Source organism: Thermosynechococcus sp. NK55a (assembly GCF_000505665.1).
GTDB lineage: Bacteria > Cyanobacteriota > Cyanobacteriia > Thermosynechococcales > Thermosynechococcaceae > Thermosynechococcus.
In genome coordinates this window covers 748845-763010 of sequence record NC_023033.1, presented here as the reverse complement: position 1 = coordinate 763010, position 14166 = coordinate 748845, and the positions used below count along the sequence as shown (strand labels likewise).

The 14166-nt window shown below is 53.2% G+C and carries 12 protein-coding genes and 2 tRNA genes; 6 read left to right on the top strand and 8 right to left on the bottom strand.

Annotated features, from left to right (window positions below):
• Window positions 1-37: 37 nt before the first annotated feature.
• From NK55_RS03720 to NK55_RS03705, 4 genes are all read left to right on the top strand, one after another.
• A complete protein-coding gene (locus NK55_RS03720) occupies window positions 38-985 on the top strand; it encodes a F0F1 ATP synthase subunit gamma (protein ID WP_024124472.1) in 948 nt (315 codons plus the stop codon).
• Between the two features lie 10 nt (window positions 986-995).
• Window positions 996-2084, top strand: coding sequence for a glycosyltransferase family 4 protein (locus tag NK55_RS03715; protein ID WP_024124471.1), 1089 nt, complete (start codon window positions 996-998; stop codon window positions 2082-2084).
• A gap of 55 nt (window positions 2085-2139) precedes the next feature.
• Window positions 2140-3180, top strand: coding sequence for a SpoIID/LytB domain-containing protein (locus NK55_RS13445; protein ID WP_024124470.1), 1041 nt, complete (start codon window positions 2140-2142; stop codon window positions 3178-3180).
• Window positions 3181-3437: 257 nt separating this feature from the next.
• A complete protein-coding gene (locus tag NK55_RS03705; RefSeq protein ID WP_024124469.1) occupies window positions 3438-5135 on the top strand; it encodes a hypothetical protein in 1698 nt (565 codons plus the stop codon).
• A gap of 30 nt (window positions 5136-5165) precedes the next feature.
• Here the strand turns inward: NK55_RS03705 and NK55_RS03700 are convergent, their stop codons facing one another.
• Window positions 5166-5801, bottom strand: a complete 636-nt coding sequence (locus tag NK55_RS03700) for a TMEM165/GDT1 family protein (RefSeq protein ID WP_041429043.1) — start codon at window positions 5799-5801, stop codon at window positions 5166-5168.
• Window positions 5802-5846: 45 nt separating this feature from the next.
• Between NK55_RS03700 and NK55_RS03695 the strand changes: the two genes are divergently transcribed.
• Window positions 5847-7286 (top strand): TldD/PmbA family protein, encoded by a 1440-nt coding sequence (locus tag NK55_RS03695; protein ID WP_024124467.1) that lies wholly within the window; start codon window positions 5847-5849, stop codon window positions 7284-7286.
• A gap of 4 nt (window positions 7287-7290) precedes the next feature.
• Here the strand turns inward: NK55_RS03695 and NK55_RS03690 are convergent.
• A tRNA-Leu gene (locus tag NK55_RS03690) sits at window positions 7291-7372 on the bottom strand.
• Between the two features lie 34 nt (window positions 7373-7406).
• Window positions 7407-9074: a hypothetical protein gene (locus tag NK55_RS03685; RefSeq protein ID WP_024124466.1), complete on the bottom strand. Its 1668-nt coding sequence runs from the start codon at window positions 9072-9074 to the stop codon at window positions 7407-7409.
• 123 nt (window positions 9075-9197) lie between these two features.
• Here NK55_RS03685 and NK55_RS03680 point away from each other — a divergent pair.
• A tRNA-Arg gene (locus NK55_RS03680) sits at window positions 9198-9271 on the top strand.
• Between the two features lie 129 nt (window positions 9272-9400).
• Here NK55_RS03680 and fba read toward each other — a convergent pair.
• The 5 genes from fba to NK55_RS12355 all read right to left on the bottom strand — a co-directional run bounded on the left by fba (window position 9401) and on the right by NK55_RS12355 (window position 14137).
• Complete coding sequence (gene fba, locus NK55_RS03675) at window positions 9401-10480, bottom strand: class II fructose-bisphosphate aldolase (RefSeq protein WP_011056231.1); 1080 nt, start codon at window positions 10478-10480, stop codon at window positions 9401-9403.
• Between the two features lie 159 nt (window positions 10481-10639).
• Window positions 10640-10885 carry a type II toxin-antitoxin system HicB family antitoxin gene (locus NK55_RS03670; protein ID WP_051372775.1) on the bottom strand — a complete coding sequence of 82 codons (246 nt, stop codon included), beginning with the start codon at window positions 10883-10885 and terminating at the stop codon, window positions 10640-10642.
• A 2-nt stretch (window positions 10886-10887) separates the two neighbouring features.
• A complete protein-coding gene (gene hemG, locus NK55_RS03665; protein ID WP_024124463.1) occupies window positions 10888-12288 on the bottom strand; it encodes a protoporphyrinogen oxidase in 1401 nt (466 codons plus the stop codon).
• A gap of 27 nt (window positions 12289-12315) precedes the next feature.
• Window positions 12316-12519, bottom strand: coding sequence for a DUF2811 domain-containing protein (locus NK55_RS03660; RefSeq protein ID WP_011056228.1), 204 nt, complete (start codon window positions 12517-12519; stop codon window positions 12316-12318).
• A gap of 538 nt (window positions 12520-13057) precedes the next feature.
• The gene (locus tag NK55_RS12355; RefSeq protein WP_024124462.1) at window positions 13058-14137 is read right to left on the bottom strand and encodes a Ycf66 family protein; all 1080 of its coding nucleotides are present in this window, start codon (window positions 14135-14137) and stop codon (window positions 13058-13060) included.
• Window positions 14138-14166 lie beyond the last annotated feature (29 nt).

Genomic DNA, 14166 nt, shown 5'->3' with positions numbered 1-14166 from the left:
TAGGGCAGGGACGCTTTGCTTAGGAGTTTAGATTACCGTGGCCAATCTCAAAGCTATTCGCGATCGCATCAAAACAATTAAAGATACCCGCAAGATCACTGAAGCTATGCGCCTTGTGGCGGCAGCAAAAGTTCGCCGTGCCCAAGAGCAAGTAATGGCGAGCCGTCCCTTTGCCGATCGCTTGGCCCAGGTGCTCTACAGCTTGCAGACTCGACTGCGTTTTGAGGACGTGGACTTACCGCTGTTGGCAAAGCGCCCTGTGAAGACGGTGGCGTTGCTGGTGGTGACGGGCGATCGCGGGCTATGCGGTGGTTACAATACCAACGTCATTCGCCGAGCCAAGGAACGTATCCAAGAACTCGAAGCTGAGGGCCTCAAATACACCTTAGTGATTGTTGGTCGCAAGGCAGCTCAATATTTCCAGCGCCGCGACTATCCCATTGATGCAGTCTATTCTGGCCTAGAGCAGATCCCCTCCGCCAGTGAAGCGGGTCAAATTGCCAGTGAACTGCTCTCCCTCTTCCTTTCGGAAACGGTAGATCGGGTGGAGCTCATCTACACCAAGTTTGTCTCCCTCATTAGCTCAAAGCCGGTTGTCCAAACCCTGCTCCCCTTAGATCCTCAAGGGCTGGAAACCGCCGATGATGAAATTTTCCGCCTGACAACCCGGGCCTCCCATTTGGAAGTCAACCGCGAGAAAGTGACCTCGACCCTGCCTGCTCTACCCCCCGATATGATTTTTGAGCAGGATCCGGTGCAAATTCTCGATGCCCTACTGCCCTTGTACTTGAATAACCAGTTGCTACGGGCACTGCAAGAGGCCGCCGCCTCAGAATTAGCAGCACGGATGACGGCAATGAACAACGCCAGCGATAATGCTCAAGCCCTGATTGGTACCCTGACCCTCTCCTACAACAAAGCGCGTCAAGCCGCCATTACCCAAGAAATTCTCGAAGTGGTGGCCGGTGCTGAGGCTCTGCGCTAGGAGTTGACTTTTGAAGCTCCTTTTTGTTTCCACTTCGGTTGGCCCCCTAGGCACAGGAAAGGGGGGCGGCGTTGAATTGACGATCCTCAATATGGCTCAGGCCTTGGGCGATCGCCAGCACACCCTACACATCCTTGCCCCCAAGGGTTCTCACTTGCCAGTAGCGGCAACCATTGAAGAAGTAGCGGGAAACCTGCAAGTGCCAGCGCAGCATCAAACCCGCGATCAACCGATTCTCCTGCCCCCCAATAGTGTCTTAGCCAATATGTGGGCACGGGTGCGGCAGCTTCAACAGGACTTTGATGTCATTGTCAACTTTGCCTACGATTGGCTGCCCTTTTACCTGACACCGTTTTTAAGCCGTCCTGTGGGGCATCTGGTAAGTATGGCCTCAGTCTCCGAGGTCATGGATCAGGCGATCGCCAGTGTCATTGACAAGTATCCGGGAACCATTGGTGTCTATACCCGTACCCAAGCGGCCACCTTCCCCTTTGGCGATCGCTGTGTGTGTTTAGGCAGTGGCCTTGATCTTTCGCTTTATGACTTTTGTACAGAACCAGAGGATGCCCTTTGCTGGCTGGGGCGGATTGCTCCCGAAAAGGGACTCGAAGATGCGGTTGCCGCTGTCAATGTCACTCGCACCCCCTTAAAAATTATGGGACAGTTGCAGGATATAGATTATTGGCAGCGCATCCAAGCTGACTACCCCAATGCCCCCATTGAATATCTGGGATTTTTCCCCACTCGAGAAATGCAAGCCCATCTGCGGCGGTGTCGCGCCCTGTTGCTCACCTCCCGTTGGGTTGAGGCCTTTGGCAACGTGGTCATTGAGAGCCTTGCCTGTGGCGTTCCCGTCATTGCCTACAATCGTGGTGGGCCGAGGGAAATTATCCGCGATGGCCAAACGGGGTTTCTCATTACCCCAGATTCTGTTGAGGCTTTAATTGCCGCCATTGGCAAGATTGATCAAATTGAGCGGGCCGCCTGTCGGCAGCAGGCAGAACAGGAGTATAGCTTAGCTGTTTATGGGGATACGGTGGAGCAATGGCTCCAGCGGATCGCAGCTTCCTTCCATCCTAAATCAACAAATGTTGCATAGCAAATTCCGTGCTCCCCTATACAATAGGCAAGGTGCTAGCGGAGATGACACCTGAATGAGCTGGGTTCTGTTCCAAGGGACAAAACGGGGACGCTCACCCTTGCTCATTTCCTTTACGATGGCCACGATCGCCAGTGGGGGTCTGGGAGTCTGGTTTTTGCGGAGTTTATCACCGACACCTATTGCGCTGTCAGAACCAATGCCTTTACCGAATGCCGTTCAGCTCGAACGACCGCTACCCCGGCGGATTTTGGATGGCCGCGATCCCCTACTGGCAACTGTCCCGAAGACAGCCCCTCAGCCACCGATGGCTGCCTCTACCCATGCCAAGGCAATGTTGCCCCCAGTGGCTTTGCAACCCGTGCCTCCGAGCCAAGGCCCTGCCCCTCAAGTACGGGTGGCGATCGCCCGCGATCAAAGTCAACTCATTGTTGGCACCGCAGTCGCCACTACCGTCACCAATGATCAACAGCAGGTGATAACGCACCTTGCTCCTTCCCAGGGAGTTGTGGTAACGGCCCGCGAGGGTATGTTGCTCTGGAATGGTCAACCCCTTGCCCCCTCCCTGTGGCTTCGCCCCAGCAATCAACTCACCTTTGTTGGCGATAAATGGTATCGCGGTATTGTCCGCCTCATTGCCCAGGGCAATGCCATCACGGCTGTCAATCAAGTGGACTTAGAAGAGTACTTAGTGAGTGTGGTCGGTTCAGAGGTCTATCCCGACTGGCCAATGGAGACCCTAAAGGCCCAGGCGATCGCCGCCCGTTCCTATGCCCTTGCCCACATGTTCCAGCCCGCTAGCCGCTTTTTTGATCTGGGGAACGACGAACGCTGGCAAGTGTATCGCGGCATTGAGACGGAGTGGAACACCACTCAAGCGGCAGTGCAAGCGACGCGGGGTATTGTTCTCACCAAAAGCGGCCGCATCATGATTTCGATGTATGCCGCTACCGACGATATTGTGCGGGAGGTCTTTGGCGGGCGTGGCATGAGTCAGACAGGCGCCTATGAGTTGGGCAAGCGCGGTTACAACTATCTGCAAATCTTAGGCGCCTACTACCCAGGGGCAGGTTTGTCCCAAATTCGAACCCAATAACGATTTTTCACCGCAGTAGAGGGTGCCTATTTTGAATGTCACTCAGGAACGTGCCAAGTCGGGCGATCGCCAGGGTGCCCGCTCCTGTGGCAGCACAAGAAAACACAAATAGAATAGTGCTCGGAGTGGGTGCGCAGTGTGGCAAGCTGTAAAACGGATAGGCAAAAATCTACAACCATAGTGAGATTGTGTCCCAAAGCAAGGAAGAGCATTCCTAAATTTGGACCAATACCGTCGTCATTGCTAGGCTCTCAATTATGGGGTGTATCGAGGAATTTATTCAACAAACTGCTGCGCAAAAAACCCATCCTGCCTTTGTCCAGGGATGGCAAAAACTGGCGCTGAATCAATGGAAGTACAAAAACCATCAAGCAGCCATCTCCGCTCTCAATCATGCCCTAGCAATAGATCCTAACCTAGCAGAAGCTTGGTATCGTTTGGCACTGCTCAGTGGTGCTGATAGCGATTTGCAACAGTGCCTTAGGGCCTACGAAAGAGCCATTGAACTCAGACCCGACTGGCAAATTGGCATTGATTTTCTCAAATCTCTAAGTTATCTCCTCTACGTTTACAAAGATGTAGAAGAGCTAAATGAATGTCGCCAAAAAATTAGGGAATCGATATCCGATTTCTATCAACGGTTTCAAAGCTTCCCTTTGGATCAGAAGAAATATCTGTATCAGTGGTTGGGGATGCTGGGGACATTTTTACTGCCCTATCAGGGGGATGAAACCCGCGATCTGCAACGAAAATACGGCCGGATGGTCCATGAAGTCATGATGAGTGTTATTCCATCTGCCCAGGAACGGCCACAGATGCCAGCCCTTAAGGCCAATGAGCCACTGCGGATTGGGTTCGTCTCCGGTCACTTTTTTGAGCATACGGTTTGGAAACTGATGCTCCATGGCTGGCTCAAACATCTCGATCGAGAAAAGTTTCAGATGTACGGTTACTATGTGAGGGATTTTAGCGATCGCTGCACGGAGCAAGCAAAAACCTACTGTCATCGTTTTGTCATGGGCAGCAAATCCCCTCAAGAATGGTTTGAGGAGATCCGCGCTGATCAATTGCATTTAGTGATTTTTCCCGAACTGGGGATGGATTTAGAAGTGATTCAGATTGCCGCTTTAAGATTGGCCCCTATTCAATGTATGTCTTGGGGGCATCCCGACACCTCTGGCCTGCCCACAATTGATTATTTCCTCAGTAGTGAGCTGATGGAACCAGCCGATGGCGAAAAGTATTACGCTGAAAAACTCATCAGGCTAAAAAACTTGGGGATTGCCTTTAGTCCTATGCCGCCAGACTCGCGATCGCCCATTACCCGCGAGGAATTTGGCCTCAAAAGTGATGCGGTTATCTACGGCTGCCTCCAGAGTGTCTTCAAGTATCTGCCACAGTTTGACTATGTCTATCCAGAAATTGCCGCAGCTGTGGAAAATTGCCAATTTGTCTTTATTACCCACTTTATGACTAAAAAGAGCCGCCAACGGTTTGAACAGCGCCTAGGACGGGCCTTTGCTGCCAAAAATCTTGACTATAGGGAGTACTGCTTTTTCTCTCGCCCCTTAAACCTCTATGGCTTCACCTCAGTGTTGCACTGTCTGGATATTTTCTTAGACAGTTTAGAATGGTCAGGGGGCAATTCAACCCTAGAAGCGCTGTACTATGCCCAAGTACCGATGGTGACGACACCGGGGCGCTTTATGCGGGGGCGGCATACAGCTGCTATTCTGACGCTGTTGGGGATACCCGAGTTAATTGCCCCAGATGCGTCTGCTTATGTTCAAAAAGCGATCGAACTGGGTCAAAATGCTGACTATCGCCAGTGGATTCGCGCCAAAATCCAAAACAATCTCCCAAACGTGTTTGAGGATCAGGCGGGAGTGCGCTCCCTTGAGGAGTTTATTTGTGCTGCGGTGCAGGCGTTTTCCACCTCTGGCCGACTCCTATAGGTGCTTCCGATTGAGAGCAAGATAATCAACCTAAGACAGCTTGGGCGTCCCTTGTAAGGCGGTGACAATCGCGAAGATTAAAAATAAAGCACCACCGCCCAAGGTCAGTGTCCGTTCTGAAATGCGCCCAGCTAGCAAGCCGCCACCCAAGACAGCGATCGCGGTACAAATCCCGTGGCCAGCAATGGCACCGAGGGCAACACCGAAGGCCTGGCTAGCGGCAGCAAGGGTAATTGTGGCAATTTGGGTGCGATCGCCCCATTCGGCCATAAGGGTTAAACTAAAGGCTTCCACAAATGCTGCCCAAGCAGGGTTACTGCCCCAACGGCTGAGATTGGCTTCCGCTTTTTCCACTGTTTCCACTGCCGCTTCACACTCGTCCTCACAGGGACTATTCCCCATCCGCCAGCCTTGAATCAGCATCTTGAGACCAAAAAAGGTGAAGAGCAAAATCGTGGCGGAAACGGTGAACTCTCGGGGTAAAAGTTGAAAGACCTTGCCCACGGCCACTGAAAGCACTGTCATCACCATTAGAGCTGCCCATGATCCTAGGAAGACCCACCGCTTGCTATGACGAGTTGCCAAAATCATGGCAATAAAAAAGGTCTTGTCTCCTAACTCAGAAATTGTGATTAGGGTTAGCCCCGCAGTAAAAGCCGTTAGCATAGGAAAAGATTCAAACTTTACCATCCCCTACAGTACCACGCTGGCATGACTGCACCGAACTTGACTGCTATTTTGAATCAGGTTGATTTACCCCTCGATTGGCTAGGCCTACGTTACGTTGAGGAAATTGTCACGACTCGCAGTGCTCGGGATGGACATCCTGAAATGAACCAGCGATCGCGCCAACGGGGTGTCATGGTAGAGGTCCTTGTGGATGGTCAATTTGCCTATACAGCAACCCCAGATTTGCGCCCCAGCGCCATCCATGGGGCGATTCGGCGGGCCTATCAACAGGCGAAAACGGCCGCCCATTGGCGGGTCTTTAACTTTACACCAGCCGCGCGGGGCAAGGGCAAGGGGCACTACCGATCGCCCCAACAGCAACCCTTTGATAACCTTTCAGCGGCGGAGTTGAATTACCTACTTCAGGATATTTGCCATAGCCTGAAGGTGAGTGACGAGATTATACAAACCCGCGCCTTTGTCCAAACCGTAGAGACCACTAGCCAGTGGTTCAGCAGTGATGGCGGTCAAATTGAACAGCAGTTTTATCAAGTGCTCACGGACATGAGTGCTACGGCTCAGGGGCCAGGGGTCGTGCAGCAACGGACAGATCACGGTTGGTTAGCCCGCTGCTATCAAGGAGGGCTAGAGTGGCTGAGTGCTGATCAGTTGAGGGATCGCGCCCGTCACATTGGCGAGCAGGCCGTTGAACTCCTCAGGGCCCAAGAGTGCCCAGAAACAACCACAACGCTGGTCCTTGCCCCCGACCAAATGATGCTGCAAATCCATGAGAGCATTGGCCATCCCCTAGAACTGGACCGCATCTTGGGGGATGAGCGCAACTACGCCGGCGGCAGCTTTATTCGCCTTGAGGACTTTGGGCAGCGGCAGTATGGTTCCCCCCTCTTGAATGTGACGTTTGATCCCACCGTTAGCGGTGAACTGGCCAGCTATGCCTTTGATGACTTGGGGGTGCCGGCGAAACGCCTCTATCTGATCAAGGAAGGACGCCTGCTGCGGGGTCTAGGGAGCCTTGAAAGCCAGCAGCGCGCAGGGGTTGATGGTGTGGCCAATGCCCGTGCCTGTTCTTGGAATCGTCCCCCCATTGATCGTATGGCCAACTTGAACATCGAGCCGGGGACACAATCCTTTGATGAGATGATCAGCAACATCGAGTCAGGGGTATACATGGCATCCAATCGCTCTTGGTCAATTGACGATTATCGCCTCAAATTTCAGTTTGGCTGTGAATATGCCAAGCTGATTGAAAATGGCCGCCTGACCCGCACACTGCGCAATCCCAACTATCGCGGCACGACCCCAGAATTTTGGCAGAGTTTGATTGCTGTGGGAGATGTCTCCACCTTGGGCCTCTTTGGCACACCGTTTTGTGGCAAGGGCGAACCCAATCAAGCCATTCGTGTCGGCCATGCTTCACCGGTATGTGCCTTTGCCAATATCCAAGTCTTTGGTGGTGGCTAGGGAATGGGCGAGGTCAGACTCGAACTGACATGGGGAAACCCCGCTACATTTTGAGTGTAGTGCGTCTACCATTTCGCCACTCGCCCTCAGACTTATTACTATACCATGCTTTACCATGCTTTAGGACGACTCAGCCAGCTCCAGAGTGTGACAAGCGCGATCCACAAGGGTCTGTAGGGCGCCGAGTTGCTCAGTGTGCTCTGAGTAGTATAGGTTGGCATTGCCGCGATCGGTGTCCTCCCAAAACCTTGGCTCAGCTTGGCGCAGGCGATCGCAATTTTGATGAAAGAGGCGCTTGAATTCCGACAGGCCCAAAACCACTGCATCCTCCACCATGTCCTCAACAATCCGCTGGGCAAACTGGGGTTGCTGCCGTGCCAAGTAAAAGAGAGCGAGCCCCATTTGCAGTAGGCGCACGCCTGTACTTTTGCCATAGGGGCGATCGCTATTTTGGGGTGGGCGCAGTTCCGGCGGATTATCCAAACGAAGCATTTCCTCAAGGAGTTCCAGTTGTAGTCGCTCCTCCCACCGCTGCTCATTCACGAGGATTAAGACCTTTTTGAGCTCAGCGGCAAAGACATCCACAATGAAATAAAGGGCAGGACTACTTTGCGCCAACTCATACACTTCATTGCCGTAAGCCCGCAGATGATTCACACATTTTTGGGTGAGGTGGGGGCGCTGGTAATGTACCAGACTCTCAATAAACCGCCGATAGTGAAAGGCTAAGTTATAGAGGTTGCGTGCCTCATTGTGACGATTACCGTGTTTAATGGCAAAGCGCATCATGGTATTGAAGCGAATAATGATTAAGTCCAGCAAAATGTCATCGCCTCTACTGAGAATGTGTTGGGCGATCGCGCACATCTGGGAGCCACACAACGATGCTAGGGGAAACTGCCCCTCCTCCAAAAAGCGCACATAGGCATTCCCTAGGAGCCGGAAACACTTTTGCTCGTAGAAGGTGTGGTTCTCTTCAATCTGGCTAAATTGATCAAACATGGTCTTGAAGGCAATATCCCCCTTCACCGCACCACTCAAGCGAAAGAAATAGTCTGGATAGTTCGGCTTGCAACTGATATAGTCCTGAAGCAGTTCACTGACAGCGCTAATAATTTCTGCTTGCGTCCCACGAAATGCCACATAGGCCAGCAAATCGTCCAATTGGTTTAGGCCGGCAATGAGGTAGGCTTGACTACGGCGCAGAAACTGGGGTTGGTAGGAGAATCTATCCCTGAAGATGACGGCAAGTTGACTCATGTAGCGAGACTGGTGGCGGTAAATTTGCTGCACCACACTTTCCGGCTGGATCGACTGCAGGATATAGAAAATGTAGGGTAGCGCCGTCAAAATGGCTAAGGGCAACAGTCCATACAAATTCAAGAGAATGCTGCCAACGGGCTGCCTCCCCAAGTCCTGCAAAACCTTGATGTAGAAGATATGAGCACCTCCCAAAACTAGGCTCCAGACATAGATCAGGCTGATCCAGTCCTGCATGTACAGTTCAGTAATCTTGGGGATATTTTGGGCGGCAATGGAAATCACAATAATCAACGTGCCAAGGGTGAGGCCGATGACTGACAGCCACACCTCTGGGGCAAAACTGGTGTCAAAGGTGCCCGCAACTGACCAAGCAAAGAGGGTTGGAGCAGTGCGTTTGAGGTGAGCTACGACGACCTGAGCACCGCTATCTAAAAGGGTAAGGGCGGCCAGACTGACAGCAAAGGCCACCAGCGATCGCGGCAGATGAGGAGTGGTCAAGCACCAGCGGTGGAGTTTCTTCAGCATTTATCTCTTTGGGTCTCTTTGGGTCAATGGCCTCCGCTCCCGACTATGGCACACCAGTGGGCAAATTTTTTGTTCCCCCTTTGAGATCTTGGAAAATTCATGCTAGTATAGTGTTCCTGACTTGGGCTTGTAGCTTAGTGGATTAGAGCGGCTGACTACGGATCAGCAGGTCGGGGGTTCGAGTCCCTCCAAGCCCGTTGAGTGAAACTATACTAAACATTGATAACTATAGAAGCATCGTTTTTTTATTGATATTCAAATGAAAAAGGGTGACCGTAGCCACCCTCCGTTGCATGACTTATCGTTTCTTAGCGATCGCAGAGTTCCTAAACCACCACGGTTTTCTGAGTTACTTGCTTCAGTTCACCCTTGGCGTATTTGGCGGCATAGTCATCGAGGCTGAGTTGCTTGATTTTACTGGCGTTACCCGCGGTACCAAATTGCTGATAGCGATCGGCACACACTTTTTGCATGTATTTAATAGATGGCTTGAGGAAGTGACGAGGGTCAAATTCCTTGGGTGCCAAGGCCAGAGCTTCGCGCACCGCGGCGGTAATGGCTAGGCGATTGTCGGTGTCAATGTTGATTTTGCGCACACCGCTTTTGATGCCTTTTTGGATTTCTTCCACGGGCACCCCGTAGGTTTCGGGAATTGTACCGCCGTACTGGTTGATGATGTCAATCAATTCTTGGGGCACCGAGCTAGAGCCGTGCATCACCAAGTGGGTATTGGGCAAGCGGCGGTGGATTTCTTCCACGCGGCTGATGGCGAGGATTTCGCCGGTGGGTTTGCGGCTAAATTTATAGGCACCGTGGCTGGTTCCAATGGCCACTGCAAGGGCATCCACTTGGGTGCGCTCAACGAAGTCTACAGCCTGATCGGGGTCGGTGAGGAGCATCGAGTGATCGAGGGCACCTTCAAACCCGTGACCATCTTCAGCTTCCCCTTTACCGGTTTCCAAGGAACCAAGGCAGCCCAGCTCGCCTTCCACAGAAACACCAATGGAGTGCGCGACTTTTACCACTTCACTGGTGACAGCCACATTGTACTCGTAGCTGGCGGGGGTTTTGGCATCGGCTTCGAGGGAGCCATCCATCATCACACTGGTAAACCCATTGCGAATGGCGGAGTAGCAGGTGGCAGGCTCGTTACCATGGTCTTGGTGCATCACGATGGGAATGTGGGGGTAGGTTTCCACCGCAGCCAAAATCAGGTGACGCAGGAAGTTTTCCCCAGCATATTTACGGGCACCCCGCGATGCTTGCAAAATCACGGGACTGTCGGTTTCGTGGGCCGCCTGCATGATGGCTTGGATTTGCTCCATGTTGTTGACGTTGAAGGCGGGGATGCCGTAGCCATTTTCGGCTGCGTGATCTAGCAGCAAGCGCATGGGTACGAGTGCCATAGGGTGATGTCCTCCTTAGTAGAGCGGATGTATCGCTTCGTTAACCTTACCGATAATCTTATGCTATGTTTGCTCGTTTATGTTACAGGGCAGCGATCGCCGGCCTATTGAGAATACAACCTTTTTCTATAGATAAGCGGTATCCAAAGAGGCTAGGGCTCAGAAAGTCTCGCGTACGGGAACTTCAATGCCGTTAATTACCGGTACCGGAATCCCCCGCGAGACATGGAAATAGATCCAATCCTCCAAGAGTTCGGCAAGACGCCCGCGGCATTCAAGTACGGTCTTGCCATTGGTCTTGACCCCCTCAAGGTCAGGAATTTCACCGTAAATCAGACCATCCTCTGCATTGAAGTGATAAACCGCCCGCTCCAGAGCCGCATTCATATAGTCCGACAGCGACATCCCTAGGATTGACCTCCTGAAAGGTAGGCAGCAACAGCAGCAGCGGTTCGATTGCCATGTTCGACGCGATCGCCCAAGGCCACCCCCTCCGCATAGTTACTACACAGGAAAAGCCCAGGGGTTTGGCTGAGGGCATGGGTCACCTGCTGCCACTGCTGAGGGTAGCCCACAAGATATTGGGGAATCGCCCGTCGCCAAACTTTCATACCGAGTAATCGTGCCTTGGCGGCGGGTAAATCAAGGAGGCGGGTCAAATCCTGCTGCACTTGCTGGACAATGGCTTCTTCCCTAAGGCTAGCCAAATCAGGATCCGTGGCACCGCCAATAAAACTTGTAAAGACTTGCCAGCCGGCGGGGGTGCGTTGGGGAAAAAGACAGGACGACCAAATGGTGCCAAGGGTACGGATGCCCTGGCCACGAGGAATCAGTACGCCAAATCCGGGGCGTACACTGCGTCCCAGTCCCGCGGGGTAGGCCAAGACCACACAGGCCACGGTGGGATAGGGGATGGCAGCCAAAACACGGGCGATCGCTGGCTGAAAGGGCGCTACCAACGCCGCGGTTTGATAGGCAGGCGTTGCCAAGACCACACTGCGGGCCTGCCACGTTTGCTCACCACTGCGCAGCAGATAGCCACCATTGGGTTCTGGGGTGATTGCTTCAACGGGGGTTTGCAGGTGAACCGGTGCCTTCAATTGTTGGGCGATCGCCCGCGGCAGAGCAGCCAAGCCTTCCTTAAAGGAGCCCAGTTCCCCTGGTCGCATTTGCACCTCTGCAGGTGGCCTTGGTTTAGGAGGTTGTTGGCGCCGCAGGCGCAGGGCGCCGGCAATGAGCCCACCCCCTAGTTTTTCCAGTTGGGCAATACGACGAAAAGCAGCAGCGGCACTCAATTGTTGCGGATCACCGGCGTAAACCCCAGAGACAAAGGGGGCCACCAGTCGTTCAGCCACCTCTTGCCCCAAATGGCGACGGAAAAATGAATTAACCGACTCATCCCCACTGCCCAGATAGGGGGGCACAAACCCCAAGGCACCAAGGGCTGCCCGCACTTTTCCCCAAGGGCTGAGTAAATTTGAGGTGGCCAAAGCAAGGGGACGGGTGGGTTCGAGGGGGTAGAGTTCCCCCCGCCAGTAGATGTAGCGCGGTAGGTGGCGATCGCCCCGAATTAGCTCTGAGTGCAAGCCCACCTCAGCAATGAGTTGTAGGAGGGCAGGGGTGGGTGCAAAGCTATTGGGACCCAGTTCCCAGACAAAACCCTCCGCCCCTTGGGTCGTGATATTCCCCCCCAGGCGATCGCTAGCCTCTAAAAGAACCCCACTGTACTGCGGGGCGCTCTGCTGCAACCGCCAAGCAACACTCAGGCCACTGAGACCACCCCCAACAATTGCGACATCTACCTCCATCACCCGTTTTGCTACCCTCCAAAGTGTTTAGGATCGCTTAAACAACGAGTCGAGATAGACCCGTGCCGTGCGGCGATCGCATTCTCCATTTTGCAGCAAAAAGAGTGACAGTGCGGCCACAAATACGCGATCCTGATCCCAATCGGGATGCCGCTCGAGGTAGTATTTCAGGGTTTCGTGTAGCTCCTCTGGAATCTCGGCAAGAATACTAATCGTGGCTTGCGCGTTCATACCGTCAGTTACCTCAATAAAAACAAAATTGCAGGCACAATCAGCTCGCCCTGGGTAAACCTGTGGAAAACTCCCATAAAAGTTCTGACCAAATCCCCAAACCGCTGACTCAGAGCGGGATTTAGCCCTACACTCCCAAGGTTTCAGAGCAAGTGAATCTCTATCGGTGGAACTCCATTGTCTGGGTTATCCTAGGGGCTGTCAATCCTTGTTTTCACCCATCTTGGCGATCACAATCGACGACAGAATGGGCATTTCCAGACTTTTGGCGCTCCTCACGTTTTCCCCAAGGCGCCAGCGGCAGTTATCCCCAGAAATGTCTTGAACCCTAATCACAGCGCAAAGGCCTGTGGAAAACTTTACCCCCATCTGTGGAAAACCTTGGGAAAATTGGGGCATTTTTGGGGAAAGTTAGGGGAAAATTAAGATTCTATTAAGCTTTGCTTCAGAGAAAATAAAAGTGGCAAAAGTTATGAATTCCTGACTTTATGAACTTTTGCGGCGATTCGTCCTGCCCTGTACCCGCTGGAGTGAGATGTTACAGACGGGCTTCGGGGGGCGGCCAGTCACTGTCCTCAGTAGGTTCTGGATTTTCAATGGTTATCCCCTCTGCCATTGCCTCGTCCTCAGCATCCTCAACATCACTATTTTCAGGAATATCCCCTAGGAGATCGGCGGCAGAGGTGCGCGATTGCGGTGCTGGGGGCATCGTTTCTGTGGGTTGAGCATCGGCAGCAGCTTCAGAGACTAAAGGCGGCTCTGCCCCTGCCTTAGGGGTTGCTGTGGGTTCTGGAGCATTGACAACTGTTTCAGGAGATGCGGGTTCTTCTGGTGCTGCGGCGGTCACTGTGGCTTCTGGAGCCTCAACCCCTTTTTCAGGAGGGGCTGGCTCTTCCGAGGGGGCCACCGCTGCTTCTGAAGCAGTAATTGTTGCTGGTGCTGGCTCTTCTGGGGTACTAGCAGTTGGCGGCTGTAGCGTTTCAACACTTGACTCTTCTGGGGCGATAGTTTCGGCCCCTTCGTGATTAGCCGGTGTGTCTGCAGTTGGGCTGGCCGTTGGTTCAGCTTCCGCAGATTCTGCTGGGACTGCGGCAGCTGCCGCAGTGGCTGGAGTGGGTTGTTCAGCAACGGTAGTGGGGGTGCTTGCTGTCCACAGATCTGCTTTGATGTTGCCAGTATCCATCGGCGGTGGCGGAGTATCCACGGCAGCCTGGGGGCGATCGGGCTGCTTCCGGAAGCCCCTGCCCAAGCGACTCACCAGGCCTTTCAGTGGCTCACTGATTTTCGCAAAGGTACCTTCGGGCAGCAGAGACTGGACTTTTTGCCAAAGGGCTTGGGCTTTTTGGGTATCGGTGCGATCGCCGGGGTGGGTCAGTTGCCAGCGATAGCTGAGGGTCTGCCCGCCAAACCAAAGGATTAAAGCCACTGCAGCTGTCATTCCTAGGAGCAAGCCACCGCCAATGCGATCGCCATAGATCCACAGGGTCAAGGCAAAGAATAATCCCGCGCCACTGGCCACCAGATCAAACCTACGGTACAGTTCCGGCAGAAAGAAGCCCAACAGATACAAGCCTAAACTGGCGATCGCCATACTCCAAGCTAGCAAGTTCGTCAGCATTCCCAGTCCTCAGCAAGATAACGGCACAC